The 17,012-nt window shown below is 37.7% G+C and carries 13 protein-coding genes; 2 read left to right on the forward strand and 11 right to left on the reverse strand.

The genetic code is table 11. The annotated features are described in order from the left end of the window. Positions 1-19 precede the first annotated feature (19 nt). The 11 genes from CLV62_RS10470 to CLV62_RS10520 all read right to left on the reverse strand — a co-directional run bounded on the left by CLV62_RS10470 (position 20) and on the right by CLV62_RS10520 (position 14,518). Positions 20-877 carry a TssN family type VI secretion system protein gene (locus CLV62_RS10470; protein WP_110310735.1) on the reverse strand — a complete coding sequence of 286 codons (858 nt, stop codon included), beginning with the start codon at positions 875-877 and terminating at the stop codon, positions 20-22. Positions 878-898: 21 nt separating this feature from the next. Then, a complete protein-coding gene (locus CLV62_RS10475; protein ID WP_110310736.1) occupies positions 899-2,746 on the reverse strand; it encodes a type VI secretion system baseplate subunit TssF in 1,848 nt (615 codons plus the stop codon). A 1-nt stretch (position 2,747) separates the two neighbouring features. Next, positions 2,748-3,191, reverse strand: a complete 444-nt coding sequence (locus CLV62_RS10480) for a GPW/gp25 family protein (RefSeq protein WP_110310737.1) — start codon at positions 3,189-3,191, stop codon at positions 2,748-2,750. Positions 3,192-3,780: 589 nt separating this feature from the next. Further along, positions 3,781-5,067: a tyrosine-type recombinase/integrase gene (locus CLV62_RS10485; protein ID WP_110310738.1), complete on the reverse strand. Its 1,287-nt coding sequence runs from the start codon at positions 5,065-5,067 to the stop codon at positions 3,781-3,783. A 231-nt stretch (positions 5,068-5,298) separates the two neighbouring features. Then, on the reverse strand, positions 5,299-6,855 hold the full coding sequence (gene ahpF, locus CLV62_RS10490; RefSeq protein ID WP_110310739.1) for an alkyl hydroperoxide reductase subunit F: 1,557 nt from the start codon (positions 6,853-6,855) through the stop codon (positions 5,299-5,301). A gap of 106 nt (positions 6,856-6,961) precedes the next feature. Then, positions 6,962-7,528, reverse strand: coding sequence for an alkyl hydroperoxide reductase subunit C (gene ahpC / locus CLV62_RS10495; RefSeq protein ID WP_110310740.1), 567 nt, complete (start codon positions 7,526-7,528; stop codon positions 6,962-6,964). A 508-nt stretch (positions 7,529-8,036) separates the two neighbouring features. Next, the gene (locus tag CLV62_RS10500) at positions 8,037-8,459 is read right to left on the reverse strand and encodes a Fur family transcriptional regulator (RefSeq protein WP_110310741.1); all 423 of its coding nucleotides are present in this window, start codon (positions 8,457-8,459) and stop codon (positions 8,037-8,039) included. A gap of 22 nt (positions 8,460-8,481) precedes the next feature. Next, positions 8,482-9,672 carry a TolC family protein gene (locus tag CLV62_RS10505; protein WP_110310837.1) on the reverse strand — a complete coding sequence of 397 codons (1,191 nt, stop codon included), beginning with the start codon at positions 9,670-9,672 and terminating at the stop codon, positions 8,482-8,484. 8 nt (positions 9,673-9,680) lie between these two features. Next, positions 9,681-12,770 carry an efflux RND transporter permease subunit gene (locus tag CLV62_RS10510; RefSeq protein WP_110310742.1) on the reverse strand — a complete coding sequence of 1,030 codons (3,090 nt, stop codon included), beginning with the start codon at positions 12,768-12,770 and terminating at the stop codon, positions 9,681-9,683. An 84-nt stretch (positions 12,771-12,854) separates the two neighbouring features. Continuing rightward, positions 12,855-13,988, reverse strand: a complete 1,134-nt coding sequence (locus CLV62_RS10515) for an efflux RND transporter periplasmic adaptor subunit (protein WP_110310743.1) — start codon at positions 13,986-13,988, stop codon at positions 12,855-12,857. A 95-nt stretch (positions 13,989-14,083) separates the two neighbouring features. After that, the gene (locus CLV62_RS10520) at positions 14,084-14,518 is read right to left on the reverse strand and encodes a DUF6769 family protein (RefSeq protein ID WP_110310744.1); all 435 of its coding nucleotides are present in this window, start codon (positions 14,516-14,518) and stop codon (positions 14,084-14,086) included. 336 nt (positions 14,519-14,854) lie between these two features. On the opposite strand from CLV62_RS10520, the gene lgt reads away from it, so the two are divergent. Together lgt and CLV62_RS10530 are read left to right on the forward strand one after the other, a co-directional pair. After that, on the forward strand, positions 14,855-15,706 hold the full coding sequence (gene lgt / locus CLV62_RS10525; RefSeq protein WP_110310745.1) for a prolipoprotein diacylglyceryl transferase: 852 nt from the start codon (positions 14,855-14,857) through the stop codon (positions 15,704-15,706). 93 nt (positions 15,707-15,799) lie between these two features. Further along, complete coding sequence (locus CLV62_RS10530; RefSeq protein WP_110310746.1) at positions 15,800-17,002, forward strand: FprA family A-type flavoprotein; 1,203 nt, start codon at positions 15,800-15,802, stop codon at positions 17,000-17,002. Positions 17,003-17,012 lie beyond the last annotated feature (10 nt).

Consider the following 17,012-nt stretch of genomic DNA (forward strand, 5'->3'; position numbering starts at 1 on the left):
ACTATATATGATTATTGGGTTATTGGGAAAATTCGGCTCTTTTGGCAATGATCGTGGCACCGTCATTTATCTTGTTTGCAGCAAATGATAGTTCTGCATCTATGTATTTTTTACGTTTCAAAAACTTAGAATAGCTATAAAAAATCCAACCGTATGAATTGCTTATATTTGCGTAAACTATCGGTGCTTCACTTTTTTTTATGTTATAATCGTTCACAAATACTTTAAACCAGTAACCGAAAGGTAAATCTTCTAATGCTTTTGCCTTAATGTTTATCGCATTATCATTCAGTGTATTGATGACTAATTCTAATTCAACGACAATCGTCCTATTGGGGTCAATTTGATTTGTATCGACCTGACGATTCTCGCCCTTATATGACCATACATTATAGATTTCAAGGGGAATATCCATGAAAATTTTGTAAGTTTGAAGAAAGACGGATGAAAATATAAAAGGGAAAATACATGTAGCTGCCCAGAAACCATATTGGAGTTCATTGCACAGGTTAAAGACAAGACTAAACAGGGCATAGCCTACAAACATAATTACAAACAAGGCTAAGAACTCTGCATAGTAAGGTTTTTCTTTGAGTTCCAGAATCATTCTATGTATAAAAAACACATTCCGCAATCCGAGTAAAAAATAGAAAATAAATAATCCTATGTATGCATAAGGCATAAACCAGAAGTGTAAAAAACCAAGCAAAGCGGGTAAAGCCATAACCAGACAGACTATCAGGAAGTAGAAAATAAATTTCTTGTTGCTTAAAAGTTGATTCTTTTTAGCAATAAAGTACATTACGACAGTTAAAACAATCCCGATAAGGGGCAGCAACAGATATAAGGATACAAATTGTAATACGGCAACTTCCATATACTTATTTTCTATTAATAATTATTCTTCGATTAAAATCCGGTAATAATAGGTGGCAGGAGAGTGCTTAACCAGTTTCTGCCTGATAAATTCGGTATCCTGCTGATGAAACAATTTGTTAAGTCGTTTATGTGGTGTCAGGTATACATCTATGGTACGCAGGAAACTATATTCCTGCCCCGGATATTCCATATAGCCTTTACTTATTCTGACCTTGCTGACCGTATCCCTGAATTCACTCAGGCAATATTTTTTAATATCGTTATTTGTCACAAGAACGGTTCGCGAAAGTAAGGTTTGACGAAGCATCGATGTCTTAGCCGCAGACCGGGGTGCGCTTTTCCCTCCGGCTGTCGTAGTAAGCAGCCTGATTGAAGAGGAATCGAATTCCAATCCGGAATTACTTTCCAGTACGGTTCCGTTGCGGATACCGTTCACTTTTTCACAGTTGGTAGCCCAGTATTTTACAAACAAAACCTCATCATTGTCTATACAGTCGGTAATAATGTAAGTGCCCGGTTCTCTGCTGTCTTTGTATTCTTGGGTTTCTTTTTTCAAGTAATTGACAAGAAGCTGTATCTGCTGCTGAATTTCTTTAGAATCTTCATCGTTATCGCTTTTGTCTGTAAGAAAGGTTGCACGGCTTTGCATCCGGTTAGTCAGGTTGATAAGAAATTCCTTCGCATCCCTTGAATCATAGCGTTCAATACCGCCTCTGCGCAACGAATAGCTTCTGTATTCCTTTTGGGGGGTATTCTTGAAGGGCAACTCATAATATTCACGCCCCTTAGTGTCGGTCAGGCTCTGCACAAACAGAAACGATTCGTTATTGTCCGTACGCAATGGTACGACCTGCGAGAATTCGTTGACACCCGTATTTAGCGTGCACAAGCGTTTATTAGCAACGGGAAAAGCGTTTATATTGATTGTCATTTGTTCGATAACTGCTGTACTGAAAGCAGAAGGGAACTTAATTTCAAGCCAGACCAGCGGTTTGCTTATGTCGCTTGTTATGCTTTGAGGATAAAACACTTTTAGGTTTTCAGGAAAGGCTTGACGACATGAGTTGATATCTGTATCGTCAGCCACAGTAATAAATTGCCTGTGATAAAAGGATAAAATACTTTCGTTGACAGTATGTGACAAATCTAATGCCGAATTAGAGAAAAGGGCAATATCCTTGTTGTTATATTCAGAAGGAATGGTGTATAGTCCCTGCTCTATTTTCAGGGGGGTGCCATTTAATGACCATCTAAGATAAGGGAGCAACCCTAAGTATTCCTTCTTGTTTTCTATGTACGGGAAATCGAAGTAAAAAGACAGATTTTTGAGATTGGGTATAGAACTATCGAGTTCCAGACCTATCCAACATGTATTTGCATCTGTATTCTCTGACCTGTCGGGATGGCAAATCAGTGTTTTTGAAGAGTCGGTATCCGTGCTGTGCAGTAATCCGTTGATTATTATGTAACGGATGCCTCCCTTTTTCAACAGCGTATTACAAACAGGATAGAACGATTGTTTATTCAGTACCCCGTCCTTATGTTGGTATTTATCAATGAAAAATCCGGATTCCTGAGTCAGTAAGCATGACCTTTCAAGTGGAGAGGCATGTAAGATAGCATGAGCAGGTCTGGGAGATATATACATATCCGGAATAAGAATCCCGGAGAGCTTTTCCAGCAGGCGTGATTCAATGCTGTTTATTTGACCTGCCAGTTTATAGACCTCTTCTGCCAGCGACTGAATGAATAAAAGCACCATCGGGTCAAGCTCCTTAACCGACTTTACGCCTAAAAGGATAACGGCAAATTTTTGCATCCTTTTAAGTATATTACGCTTGGTGTATTGTGTATTTCCTGTGTTCATCCTATTGTGTGCTTAGCGGTCCCAGATATAGTGCATAGTTAAAACAGCACTTCTCTCCTGTTGATAACAGGCTTGCAATGATACGCACCAAAACTTGCTTTTTTATGGCCGTAGTCTGTAAGTTATAATCGATGCGTGCCACATCATCTATAGTAAGTTCCAGCGATATGTCTTTGATTCTCTCTTCGTATCGCTGAACGCTGCTTAGGATGTGACCTTTGAATTTTTCTTCCCAATCGCTTTTAGCGGTTACGTTCTCAAAATCCATATCCCATATCCTACATCCCCATTCATGGTCAAACTCATGTTCGCCGGGGCAGGTTGTCAGTAATAATTCAATGTACTGGTCTATCGATTCTTTTTCGCTGCATTTAGGCATTTGGGAAGTTTCATCCCCAAAAACAAAATCGAACTGTATAGGTAGTTTGTAGTATTGCGTTTTCATTCGTTTTACTTCTTAAATTAGTGTGAGGCCTTCCGTAATCATAGTTTTACCTATTATTATATTGTGATTTATATGCTATTTTGCATATTTGTAGGTCATGATATTATATTATTTTAAAATTGTGCAATTATTTATATAAGCTTGTGTACGTAAATCGCTTCTAATATTAATTTAGGTTTGGTAATTGTTAAAAGTAAATATCATTTTCGATAGTAGTGAACTAATATTCTAGTATACTATAAAATATAACATAAATTAACTTAAAATGTGTCTCTGCAAAAACGCAGGAGTAAAGAAAAAACAGAAAACGTTATAGAGCAATACGTTTACCGGCAGATGATGCAGGCTTTAGAGTCACCTTTTTTGGTATAGAGAGAAGTCAAAGCGGATATGGATGTTTTATCCGGTAACGGATTTGACGTATTGAGCTTGTTTATAAAAAGAGCAAGCCGGTACTGATTAACGGCTTTACTTTAATTATATTATCTTATTGATTTCTTTTCTCGTACTTTCATCGAAGATTGCCCGGTAATAATGCCTGTTGATTGTTGTGGCAATATTTCCTTAAAAAAGTACGGTATATGAAATACTAAAACATTTCATTCATGTGATTGAGAACATCTTCCTTGTGGGTTTGATCCCAGTAATGCTTATAAATAGTGTTCGGACTATTTCCGGCAAATTTTGCTACTGCAATCGGATGATATCCTTCATCTATCATTTTGGTAATGAATGTACCTCTGGCTGCATACCATGTGAATGATTTCTCTAGTTTGAGTATTTTAGATACTTTTTTCAGGGTTCTGTTTACCTTGTCCTGAAGTCGTCTTGTACATCTCCATTGCTGAAGTTCTGTTTTATGTTTTATGGTGAAAATAGGAAGTACATAGTTTTGATAGCATTTATTTTTATATTTTTCCACAATGGCTTTTGCTTTGGTATTAAAAGGCATTTCGGCTTCTTTGGGGAATTTAGTCCGTTCGTAAATTATTATACCATCTACAATACAATCCCATGTAAGATAACAAACATCTACACTAGCCATTCCTCCTGCATAGAAACTGAATAGAAACAAATCGATCCAATATTTTTCTTTATTGCTAAATTGGCTTTTATCCATTTCCTCTATTCGTGTAATAATCTCGTAAGAGATGGTTTGAGGAGGGGTTTCTTTACGTTTAATATAATGCTGAACACATTCAAATAACTTCTTGTCTGTGTAAGGTTGCCCCATTTGATTTGCATTATAAAAAACTCCTATAAACTTTTTTAATTTTTCAGGAAGACCCGCACCTGTCCCTTCCCGGATTCCTCTTTCCTGAAAATATATGACAAAATCCTGCAAGAATTTTTCATCGATATCTTTGAAAAAATAGCTTGATAAACTTTTTCCATATACTTCTTGTGTGAATATTTGAAGCTGATTTTTGAAAGATTTATATTGGCGGGCATTGTTAGTACAAGTTATAAATTTCCCATTTTTAAGCCTTTTCTGATTCTTCATGTTTTCCATAATGGTATCAATACACTGGGAAATTGTCATCACTCTTACTTTCTTCTTTGTTGGAGCCTCATTCTCTCTTTCATCAAAATAATGTGACCATTGGACAGGAGACCACTTTACACCATCTGCCTCCCAATCTTCGGCAATTTTTTGATATTTCAGACGCATATTAAGCAGAATATTATTTTTACTTGATGCATCTTTGGATTTTGATTTAAAGCATTGTTTTGTTTGGTCCCAGTCCCCCTCTAGTGCTGTAATGTTTAATGCTTTAGAGACTCTGGGATAACCTGTCTGGAAGAGAATCATGTCCAGTTTAATCAACTTTTCGTCTTTAGGGTGTGGCTTTCCTTTGAAATTTATTGTAAACATACTAAGTGGTTTTAATTGCTATTATGTAGTATTATTTACTACATATTATTCTACATAAGAATAAGGGTATGCCACAAAAAAGGTTTATTCTACATATATATTGGCATATAGTCCGTACGAATAAACCTTCATAATTATCTTACAATCTTCCACTTACATATAGACTACTCTATATATAATAAAAAAAGAGGTTATCCAACAGGGATAGCCTTTCTTATTTTTATAATATATTTAAGAGAGTACACCTCTGATACGATCTTCGAATGCTGAAAGTGAAGCTTTTGCACCTTCTCCCATAGCTATAATAATTTGCTTGTAAGGAACCGTAGTTACGTCTCCGGCAGCATAAATACCCGGAACATCTGTACGACAATGGCTATCTACTTCTATTTCGCCAAAACGATTCATGCTTACCAACCCTTTGAACACCGAACTATTTGCAGCCAAACCGATCTGTACAAAAATACCGTCGAGTTCAACAACACGTTCTTGTTCAGTCTTACGGTCTTTCACACGAATACCTGTAACCTTATCTCCGTTCCCTACCACTTCTGTAGTTTGAGAACTCAGGATAATTTCTACATTCGGTAGACTTCTGGCTTTTTCCTGTAATACCTTGTCAGCTTTCAATTCATCTAAGAATTCGAAAACAGTTACTTTAGAACAAATACCAGCCAAATCAATAGCTGCTTCGATTCCAGAATTTCCACCGCCTACTACAGCAGCATGCTTCCCTTTATAGAAAGGACCATCACAGTGGGGACAGAAGGCTACTCCTTTTCCGATGTATTCAGATTCACCGGCAACATTCAATTTACGCCAGCTTGCACCTGTTGCAATAATCAAGGCAGGAGTTATCAACTTCTCCCCTACATTGGTATATACAACCTTATGGCCTTCTTCTACCTCTACATTTTCGACTAAGCGATGCTCTAATACATCAATAGCATAGTCTTTTATATGTAGTTTCAAATTATTGGCAAGCTCTTCTCCTGTGGTTTTAGGAATAGAAACCATATTCTCAATACCCACGGTTTCTTTAACTTGTCCGCCAATACGCTCAGCCAATAATGCAACACTCAAGCCTTTACGTGCCGAATAGATGGCTGCGGCTGCACCCGCAGGACCTCCACCAACTACAACTACATCGTAGTTTTTAGTAGTACCTGTTTCGATCTTTTGATCGTCGCTACCATATTGATTTTCGAGTTTCGATAATAATTCTCCAAAATCGCCTCTTCCTACATGAAGCAACTTACCATCTGCAAATACAGCAGGAACACCTTGCAACTTTAATGCATCAACCTCTTCCTGATTCAATGCACCATCAACCATTTCATGAGAAATCTCAGGATTGAGAATAGCCATTACATTAAGTGCCTGAACAATATCAGGACAGTTGGTACATGTCAATGATACATAAGTAGTCAAACTGATGGGTCCTTTCAATGCTTTTACACGACCGACAATAAAGTCATCGGGAATATTCTTTCCTTTACCATCGCTATTCAGTATAGCCAACAGTAATGAGGTAAACTCATGACCATTAGGAATGCCACGAAATTTAACGCCTGTTTTCTCACCATCTTTGAGGATAGAAAACTCAAGCCCATTTCCTTCATTCACTTTGCTCGACAGCTTATCCGAGCAGGAAACAACATCGGATAACATTTCGAGTAATTCATTGCGGCTCTCATGTTGATCAGACACTGCTATATCAAATGTATATTGAGCCTTAAGGTCTGCAAATACAGTACGTAATTGTTCTTTTAAAGAGGAATCTAACATATCTAAATTTTTATTTTCAGGTTAATGGTCTTCGACCTAATAGTTATTTAAGCGGATGATATCTGAAAAATTAAGACCGGCAATCGCCGGTCTTAGTATTCCTTAATTAGATCTTACCAACTAAGTCAATACTAGGTTTTAGAGTCTCATCGCCTTTTTTCCATTTAGCCGGACAAACTTCACCATCGTGAGTAGCTACAAACTGAGCAGCTTCAATCTTACGTAGCAATTCGTCAGCATTACGTCCGATACCATTGTCATGAATTTCTGCAATTTTGATTTGTCCTTCCGGATTTACCAAGAAAGTTCCTCTGTATGCCATTCCTTCTGATTCGATCATTACACCGAAAGCACGGCTCAACAAACCTGTTGGATCGGCTAACATTGGGTATTTGATTTTACGGATAGTCTCAGATGCATCATGCCATGCTTTGTGTACGAAATGAGAATCTGTACTTACAGAATATACTTCAACACCCATTGCTTGCAATTGATCGTATTTGTCTGCAACGTCTACCAATTCGGTAGGACAAACAAATGTGAAATCTGCTGGATAGAAAAAGAAAACAGCCCATTTTCCTTTTACATCGTCGCTGCTAATTGTTTTGAAAGCTCCATTGTGATAAGCTTGTACTTTGAACTCTGGTAATTGAGAATTGATAATTGGTTCCATATTTTTTATTATTAAGTTGATAAATTTCGTTTATGATGATGTAAAGATATATAGTTTTTATTTATAAACAAACTATCCTTTATAGAAAATACCTATATCACCTTAACCCTCCAAAATTAGAAATACACTCCTTAATTATACTAATCCCCAACAGAACCAATAAGTTACAAAGCTCTCATTCAAGTTACAAAGTAAACACTGTTACCTCCATTGGTGTATACTTTTGTCGCCCCACTAAAGCACTATATATCAGAACATATCAAAAAAAAAGGTGACAAAAGTAACAAAAGTGACACTTTTTTCGTCATCTTTTCGACTGTTACCTTTTTGAGATTACAGGAAAACACTTTTTCCCCTTTCGTATTATTATAGATAAATAAATACACTATATTCACTAATACAAATACGATTTACGAAGGAAATAATCAGTCTAAAAGATTACAGAAAAGAAGGTGCATCAAAAGTCTGAATCTTTTGACACACCCTCTTACCTAAATGACCTAAATATTTATTCTTTAATCTTAGAACATTTATCACATAAACCTTTCAATACAAAATTTACACTTTCCAACAGAAAACCCTGAGGCAACTGAACTTTTGGTATAGAGATATTCTCCATGCAAAAGGTCTTTTTACATTTATGGCAGTTGAAATGGACGTGTAAATCCTGAATAGAACAATTACAATCGGAGCTGCAAACAGAATACTTAACCGAACCCGAACCATCATCAATACTATGAATCAACAATTTCTCATGAAATAATGATATGGTTCTGAAAAGGGTCGACTTGTCAACAGTATCAAGACTTATCTCAAGATCCGACAAACTAAATGCCTGAGGACACTCCACCATCGCCTTAAAGATCAATAATCTTACAGCCGTTGGCTTTACCCCTCTTTCCTCTAATCGTGCAACATATTCTGTACTCATTATATAATTCTTTTATATATCCTTAAAATTGACTGTCCCATTGTTGAAGTTCCGACAAAGCTAACTGATAATCCCGTTCCCTCAACAAATATTCATCTATTGTAGTATAATAGATCGACAATTCCAGTAAATAATCGATCAAAGATAATTGTCCTTTATCAAAAGCCCTCTTCAATAACGACCGATTATTAGATACATCTAAAACCTCTTCATACTCGCGAAGCAAACCCGATAATGTGCCGGCTCTGCTGTATTGGTTCTTTAGATTATTGTAGAACTGAAGTTCCGAATCTTTATGCTGAACCTGCAAAGCTATAGTCCGGGCTTTTTGATGCTTCACCGTGTTCTTTCCCTCCCACAACGGAATAGACACACCCAAAGTAATCCCCTGATGAGTAGTACCCAACAGTCGTTCACTCATATATCCTGCCGATATTTTAGGAAGATTAAGAGCCTTCGTCAGTTTCTCTTGCTTACGGCTCAGATCTACTTCCTTTTCAGCCAATTCAAGAGCCGGATTATTTACCTTAGCCATGCTGAACCACTGATCGAAACTTAATGGTAGCGTATAATTAGAATATCTATCCAGTACATCCGATAAAGGTTCACCGCCGTTCATTCGCTGCAATTCGGCCCGAAGAGTAGTAATTTCCACTTCACAAATTTGTAAAGCTTTCTCTTCATTCAGCAAGTTTAACTTTGTCTTGTTGTATTCGATAATATTGATATCTCCCTTATCGAATCGACTTTGGTAAGCTTCTCTCAATTCTCTTGCCAGTTTTACACGTTCGGTCAACTCCTCATATACCTTTGTTTGATATACCAGTTCAACACAAAAAGCTCTGGCTTCTTGGAGGATCCCTTTCGCTTGTTGCCGATAAGCTAAATCGGCTTGCGTATTCTGCGCTTTTACAACTTGTGACCTGTAACCATAAGCCGTCGGAAAATCAAAAGACTGGGTTATGCTCAAATCCTTTCGTGTACCTTCGCCCGCAGGACTGCCCCACAAATAACCTACTCCAACTTCGGGATTCTCCAGATTCTGAGCCGTTTTATTGCTTATCTTATCTGCTTTAGTCTGTTCTTGCAAAGCTTTTAGAGTTGTATTATTAGATTCTATACTTCTCAACACTTCCTGAAAATTATCTTGGGCATTTACCCTAAACAATATACATGAAAAGATTACTACTGTAATATATATAAACTGTTTCATATCTCTACTCATTTTTTATTTGACCTGCGTTGCTGCATCATTCTATATACAATAGGTATAATATACATATTCAGCAAAGTAGATGTTAGTAAACCTCCTAAAATAACTTTTGCCATAGGGCTCTGGATCTCATTACCCGGCAAGTCTCCTTGCACAGCAAGAGGGATAAGAGCCAATCCCGAACATAGGGCAGTCATCAAAATAGGATTCAACCTGTCGAGTGATCCGTGAATAATACTATTCTCTATCGATTCGCCTCTATTGTGTAAATCATTATAGTGAGCCATTAATAATATTCCGTTTCGAGTAGCAATACCAAAGAGTGCAATAAACCCGATAATAGCCGGAATACTTATTTCGCCTGTCGTAAATAGAATTACATATATACCTCCGATAAGAGACAACGGTAAATTGAGAAGTACAATAATAGATTGGGATACATTCTTAAACTGATTATATAATAATAAGAATACAACCAGAATAGCAAAAATGGAAGTTATCATCAATGTTTCCGATGCTGCCTGTTCGCTTTCGAACTGACCTCCATACTCTACGTGATAACCTTCGGGCAGTTGAATAGTAGAACCGACTGTTTCTTGTATCTCATTGACAACACTACGCAAATCCCGATCGGCAACATTAGCCGATACTACGATCTTACGTTCAACATTCTCTTTACTGATTGTATTAGGTCCCATAGAAGAAGTTACGTCTGCCACATATGCCAGGGGGATTTTTGTTCCTTCGGCATCAATCATCAGATTCTTTATTTTTTCAGCCTGATCTTTATACTGATCATCTACTTTAACTATCAAGTCGAATGTTTTACCATTTTCATACACTTGAGATACAACCTCACCCGACAACATAGTCGTAATAATCTCCGAAAACTCAGGTAATGTGATACCATATTTTGCTAACACCTCTCTTCGTGGAGTTATCTTTAACTCCGGGCGTTCCACTTGTTGTTCAACATTCAGATCGGCAATACCTTCGATATTCCGGATAGCATCCCGTATTTCATTGGCTGTCTCATAAAGTTGATTCAGATCGGCACCAAAAAGCTTAATCGCAATATTTGCCTTGGTTCCCGAAAGCATATGATCGAGACGGTGAGAAATAGGTTGACCTACCTCAACCGTAATGCCGGGTATAGCATTCAGTTTTTCCCGAACCTCTGCCAACAACTCATCTTTCGAACGATCGTCCAGAAGAAACGGAGCTTCTATTTCCGATGTATTTACACCTATGGAATGTTCATCGAGTTCCGCCCTACCCGTCTTACGACCCACAGTCTGTATTTCTTTGATACTTAACAATGCCTCTTCGGCTTGCCGTCCTATTTTATCAGACTCATCCAGAGAAATTCCCGGCAACGTATTTATACTGATCGTAAAAGAGCCTTCATTAAAGGGAGGAAGGAAATTTCGCCCAAGAGTGAAAAAGATCACAATTGCCGATATCAATAACAGCCCTGTAATTCCCAATACCTTCTTTTGATGAGCTAAAGCCCAGTGTAAACTTTTCTCGTACCAATATTTCAGAGTTAAAACCAAACGGGGCTCTTTTTCTTCTTTATCTCCTTTTGTCTTACCCAACAAGTAGCTGCAAAGAACAGGTGTTACAGTTAAAGCTACAACCGTAGAAGCAAACAAAGCAACAATAAAAGCAATACCCAACGGCATAAGCATACGCCCTTCCATTCCACTCAAAAAGAACAGTGGAACAAAACATGCTACAATAATCAAAGTAGAATTTAGTATAGGCATACGCACCTCTTTAGAGGCTTCGAAAACAACTTCGAGTACGGGCAACTGCTTGTCTTTTGGTTTCGCCCTGTTTTCCCGAAGATGTTTAAATACATTTTCGACATCAATAATAGCATCATCCACCAACGAACCGATAGCAATAGCCATTCCCCCCAAGCTCATTGTATTTATAGTTAACCCCATAAACTTAAGAGTAAGTATAGATACCAATAGAGATAAAGGTATAGCCAGTAATGAAATGAATGTGGTACGTGCATTCATCAAAAACAGGAAGAGCACAATTACCACAAAGACAGATCCCTCGTAAAGCGATTTTTCTACATTCCCAATCGAATTTTTGATGAAACGCTCCTGACGGAAAATATCACTCGAGATTTTAATATCTGTGGGTAGATTCTTTTGCAGGTCGGCAATCGAAGCATCCAGCTTTTCAGTCAATTCTATCGTATTTGTATTAGGCTGTTTAGTGATAGTTATCAATACGGCAGGCTTACCTTTTTCGGAAGCAACACCTAGTTTTGGCTGTTTGCCTCCTACTTTTATATCTGCAATATCAGCAATCAAAATAACACCGTCGCCTTGTTTCTTAACAACAGCTTTGCCTAACTGCTCTACATTCTCACTTTGAAGAATGCCTCTGACAATATATTCGTTGCCATACTCGTACAATATTCCTCCCGAGGCATTTCGGTTCATATTCCGAACCACAGCCAGTACTTCATCTAACCCTACTCCGTAATGTTTCATACGTCCGGGGTCAAGCAGTATCTGAAATTCTTTTATATCTCCACCGATTACCGTAACCTGAGCAACGCCTCCCGTAGATAACAAACGAGGACGTATTACCCAATCGGCAAGAGTTCTCAAATCGAGCAGCGAAGTAGTATCGGACGAAACACCGATAGTCATTACCTCTCCCATTATAGAAGATTGAGGACCAAGCGTAGGCTGACCGATATTATCGGGGAGTTCTCCTGCAATTGCAGCCAGTTTTTCTGTCACCACCTGTCTGGCTTTGTAGATATCGGTTCCCCACTCAAACTCTGCCCATACCACAGAAAATCCTGTTGTAGACGACGAGCGTACTCTTCTAACATCAGTCGCACCATTTATGCCGGCTTCAATAGGATAAGTAACAAGGCGTTCTACCTCTTCACTTGCCATACCGTTAGCCTCGGTCATTACCACTACAGTGGGAGCATTCAGATCGGGAAATACATCTATTTCCATGTTCTTGGCTGTGTAAAACCCACCTATCAAAAGGAGGAGAGCAGCCACCAGTACCACAATCCGGTTATTTAACGCGAAATGTATTATTTTATTTAACATATCAATTTCTTTATGTAAGTATTCGAAAACAAGGTCTCAGACCTGTTGGTTACTTTGCAAAAACAGCTATCGTTCTGCAAAACCTTAGTGACTATGACCGTGAGGAATTGCCCCCGATGCAGCAGCCAGCTTTATATGGTAAGCACCCTTGGTTACCACTTTATCTCCGGTTTTCAATCCTGATAGAATTTCGATATTCCTACCATCACTTGTTCCCGTTTTAATCTCTTGCTTTCTGTAATCATCAGCATTAACCTGAACATACACAAAAAACAAGCCTTGCGATTCCACTAAGGAGGATACAGGAATTGAAATTACATCGGGGCGTGATTTGCCAAGAAGAAACACTTCCACATAAGAACCTGCGATAATGTTTCCCACATTATTAAATTCAAAATTCACAGGTATATAAAAACCTTCGGTGGCACCTGCCGATTTTCCGTAAGAGATCAATCGTCCCTCTAAGTCCGACAACTGATAAATATGGCTATCGTAAGGCGTTCTGAAATTAGCTGATGTAACATTACCCAACGATTGGTAATAGCGTTCCGAAACATCTGCCCGAAGCTGTAACTTTCTGTTTTGGGTAATTCTGAATAAGGGTTGTCCCACTTCAACATATTCCCCTTCGTTCACCAACTTGGTTTTGATAAATCCATTTATAGAAGATGATATTACTGCTCCTCCACCAGCTCTGTTTTTAGAGTAAGACTGATAGGATACTTTTGCATTTTCGTAATTTAGCTTAGCTTCATTGTATTCTTTTTCCGAAATAAGTTTATCAACAATCAAAGATTCTGCACGTTGAAACTCCTTCTCGGCTATTGCATACGCCGCATTGGCTCTTACGCCCGGGTCTCCATCGGGAAGATTTTGAGAAGAGATAGTCAACAATGTCTCTCCGCTTTTTATTGAAAGACCTTCACTTAACGAATTTCTATTCAACTTAACAATACCGTTTGCCGTAGCCGATACAACGACTTCATCTCCCGGAGCCGATAGAATCTGCCCACTGGTTTTAATGATTTCATGAAACATTCCCGATTCTACTGTAACAGTCTTCAAACCTATGGCTTTAGCCTGTTCCGCAGTAAAAACTATTTCATTAGAGTGATCTCCCCCGTCAGCTTTCACCTCATCGTGCGAGTGATCACCATGTCCGGAGCATCCCCAGCCTAAAATTAAAAGACTGAATATAAACAATATACTTTTTCTCATTTTTCTTCTTTTGATAAAAAAAAATACTCCTTAGCTCAAACGCTAAAGCATAAATGATACGTCAAACCAATGTTGACTAATAATAAATTAGGTAATTATCCTACAAAAGAAGATACGGGAGGGGCTCTCAGACTCTTAATAGAGCCTGTAAAAGGTGAAGTATAATTATCAAAATAAGGTATTTGTTTCCAATCAGTAGAATAGTATGGAAACTCTAAATGAAGATTACTTAATGGATAGATCAGACAATACACGGAAAGCAGATCCATTGAATGAAGGCTATTATCATCATTCGAATCGTATTGACGCATAACAATCTGTTTCAGATCGCATTTATCAAGAGTATCTGAGCAATGATCTTTAGCATGTTTATGATCTACCGACGAATGACATTTCAAACAATCAGTATTGCCTTCCTTTGTAATACACACAATCCCGTCGTGATGAAAATGAGGTAGAATAATGTGAACCTGTAAAAATATACAGGCTAACATCAGACATATTTGTATTATAAATTTCTTCTTATTCATAATTGCTTCTACCACATCAGACTACAAAGGTAATCATTTCAGCCTGCAACCAAGTTGCATTTATTAAAAAATAAGTAATCGAACAGCCCCTCTTAGTCTCACCGAAGGGAAAAAAGCTCCCTCATAGTAGGAGAAGGTCGGGGTGAGGTGGTTCGGGTCAGGTTTACAAAAGCCACTAAAAACCAACTATTCGCACAAAATATTTTATGGTTTATTAGCTAGATAAATCTATTTTATTTTCTGTATATTTGCGTCTTTAATAGTAATATGCCCTCTTTATAACATAATATCATCAGTATATTTAATAAAGAAGTCTGTTCTAATAACATTTATAGTATGCTTGCTTTTATCACATGGGATGTTAGTCCTGAACTAGTTAATATTTTTGGACGGGAAATCCGCTGGTACGGATTATGTTGGGCAATAGGAGTACTTTGTACATCTTATGTGGTACAAAAAATGTACGAATCGGAGAAGCTCCCCGAAAAATGGTTCGACTCTCTTTTTGTGTATGTATTAATTGGTCTTATAATAGGTGCCCGACTTGGACATTGTCTATTCTATGATCCGGGATATTATCTATCTCATCCGATCGAAATTCTCAAAATATGGGAAGGAGGCCTTGCCAGTCATGGTGGAGCTATCGGGATGACTATCGGTATATGGCTTTTCTGCCGCAACGTCAGTAAAAAAAGTATTATATGGGCACTCGATCGCCTTATTGTAGGGGTCGCCATAGGAGCTGCTTTTATTCGCGTAGGAAATCTTATGAATTCCGAAATATACGGAGGCCCAACAACAATGCCTTGGGGATTCAATTTCGTAAGAGATAAGAGTTGGCACTTGCCTATTGTAGATGGCGGAGCAGGAGAATTACCTTGTCACCCGACACAGATATATGAAGCCCTCATCTATTTTGCGATATTTATTCTGACCATGTATATGTTTTACAAAACAAGGGCTAAAGAAAAACAAGGTCTTATATTAGGTATTTCGTTAATCGGAATTTTCTTATCCCGATTCTTTATCGAATATATGAAAAACGTACAAGAGCCTTTTGAAGTACAAATGAGAGCAAGCGTAGGTATTAATATGGGACAATTACTCAGTATACCCTTCATTTTATGGGGATTTTGGTTAGTATATAATGCCCTTAGAAACAAAGAACAAACTATCGATAAAAAATAAGGTCTCATATCTTTTTATTGCTTTGGTAAGTAATACAGCTATAGAAAGTTATAATCTGAAAAATATATCATTAAATACTTACTTTTACTTATTATGTTAAAACCCATTCAAATAAAGGAAGACTTATACTATATTGGTGTTAATGACAGGACGAAGGCTTTATTCGAAAATTTATGGCCTCTCCCTAAAGGAGTATCGTATAATTCTTATTTAATTGTAGACCAAAAGACGGCACTATTCGACACTGTAGATATCTGTTATTCAGACATTTTTTTACAGAAATTAGAAACAGCACTAGACGGAAAAGAACTAAATTATTTAGTAATCAATCACATGGAACCCGATCACTCAGGTTCACTAAGATTACTTAAAACCAAATATCCCAATATTCAAATTGTCGGCAACAAAAGAACTGCCGATATGGTAAGCGGATTTTATGGCATTACTGATGGTGTATTAGTAATAGAAGACGGCGAACAGTTGAGCTTAGGTAAACACAACTTAGTGTTTTATCTGACACCAATGGTACACTGGCCCGAAACTATGATGACTTATGAAACAACCGAGAAAATGATCTTCTCAGGAGATGCATTCGGTACCTTCGGTACACTTGACGGTGGAATCACCGACAAACAATTACACCCGGAACGTTACTATGATGAGATGGTACGCTATTACTCAAATGTGGTAGGTAAGTTCGGTTCTCCGGTTCAAAAAGCATTGCAAAAACTAGGTCACCTCGAAATCAATTATATTTGCTCTACTCATGGCCCTATCTGGACTATTCCCGAGCAAATAAGTAAAGTGATTTCGATCTATGACAAACTAAGTAAATACGAAGGCGATGAAGGTGTAGTTATAGCCTACGGAAGTATGTACGGAAATACCGAGCAAATGGCTGAGACAATAGCACTGGAATTGGCTCAACAAGGTATTAAAGAAATTATACTTCATAATACATCTAAACGCTCTCACTCATATATTATTCGTGATATATTTAAGTATAAAGGTCTTATAATAGGATCTCCTACTTATAACAATAAATTGTTTCCCGAGGTAGCCACTCTTCTCGCAAAAATAGAAGAAAGAGATATGAAAAACAGATATTTCAGTTATTTCGGTTCATATACATGGGCAGGTGCAGCCATTAAACGCATAGCACAATTTGCGGAAAGTACTAACTTTGAAATAATAGGTACCCCCGTAGAAATGAAACAATCGATGAGTCTCGAAACTTATGATGCTTGTATAGCTTTAGGTAAAACTATGGCTGACAGATTGATTCAAGACAGATAATTGCAGTTAA

The organism is Indolivaga alginatilytica (genome assembly GCF_003201355.1).
Classification (GTDB): Bacteria; Bacteroidota; Bacteroidia; order Bacteroidales; family Dysgonomonadaceae; genus Dysgonomonas_A; species Dysgonomonas_A alginatilytica.

Excerpts from the sequence above, each read along its gene's own strand:
- CLV62_RS10470 (WP_110310735.1), bottom strand. The coding sequence starts at position 877 with ATGGAAGTTGCCGTATTACAATTTGTATCCTTATATCTGTTGCTGCCC.
- CLV62_RS10475 (WP_110310736.1), bottom strand. The coding sequence starts at position 2,746 with ATGAACACAGGAAATACACAATACACCAAGCGTAATATACTTAAAAGG.
- CLV62_RS10480 (WP_110310737.1), bottom strand. The coding sequence starts at position 3,191 with ATGAAAACGCAATACTACAAACTACCTATACAGTTCGATTTTGTTTTT.
- CLV62_RS10485 (WP_110310738.1), bottom strand. The coding sequence starts at position 5,067 with ATGTTTACAATAAATTTCAAAGGAAAGCCACACCCTAAAGACGAAAAG.
- ahpF (WP_110310739.1), bottom strand. The coding sequence starts at position 6,855 with ATGTTAGATTCCTCTTTAAAAGAACAATTACGTACTGTATTTGCAGAC.
- ahpC (WP_110310740.1), bottom strand. The coding sequence starts at position 7,528 with ATGGAACCAATTATCAATTCTCAATTACCAGAGTTCAAAGTACAAGCT.
- CLV62_RS10500 (WP_110310741.1), bottom strand. The coding sequence starts at position 8,459 with ATGAGTACAGAATATGTTGCACGATTAGAGGAAAGAGGGGTAAAGCCA.
- CLV62_RS10505 (WP_110310837.1), bottom strand. The coding sequence starts at position 9,672 with ATGAAACAGTTTATATATATTACAGTAGTAATCTTTTCATGTATATTG.
- CLV62_RS10510 (WP_110310742.1), bottom strand. The coding sequence starts at position 12,770 with ATGTTAAATAAAATAATACATTTCGCGTTAAATAACCGGATTGTGGTA.
- CLV62_RS10515 (WP_110310743.1), bottom strand. The coding sequence starts at position 13,988 with ATGAGAAAAAGTATATTGTTTATATTCAGTCTTTTAATTTTAGGCTGG.
- CLV62_RS10520 (WP_110310744.1), bottom strand. The coding sequence starts at position 14,518 with ATGAATAAGAAGAAATTTATAATACAAATATGTCTGATGTTAGCCTGT.
- lgt (WP_110310745.1), top strand. The coding sequence starts at position 14,855 with ATGCTTGCTTTTATCACATGGGATGTTAGTCCTGAACTAGTTAATATT.
- CLV62_RS10530 (WP_110310746.1), top strand. The coding sequence starts at position 15,800 with ATGTTAAAACCCATTCAAATAAAGGAAGACTTATACTATATTGGTGTT.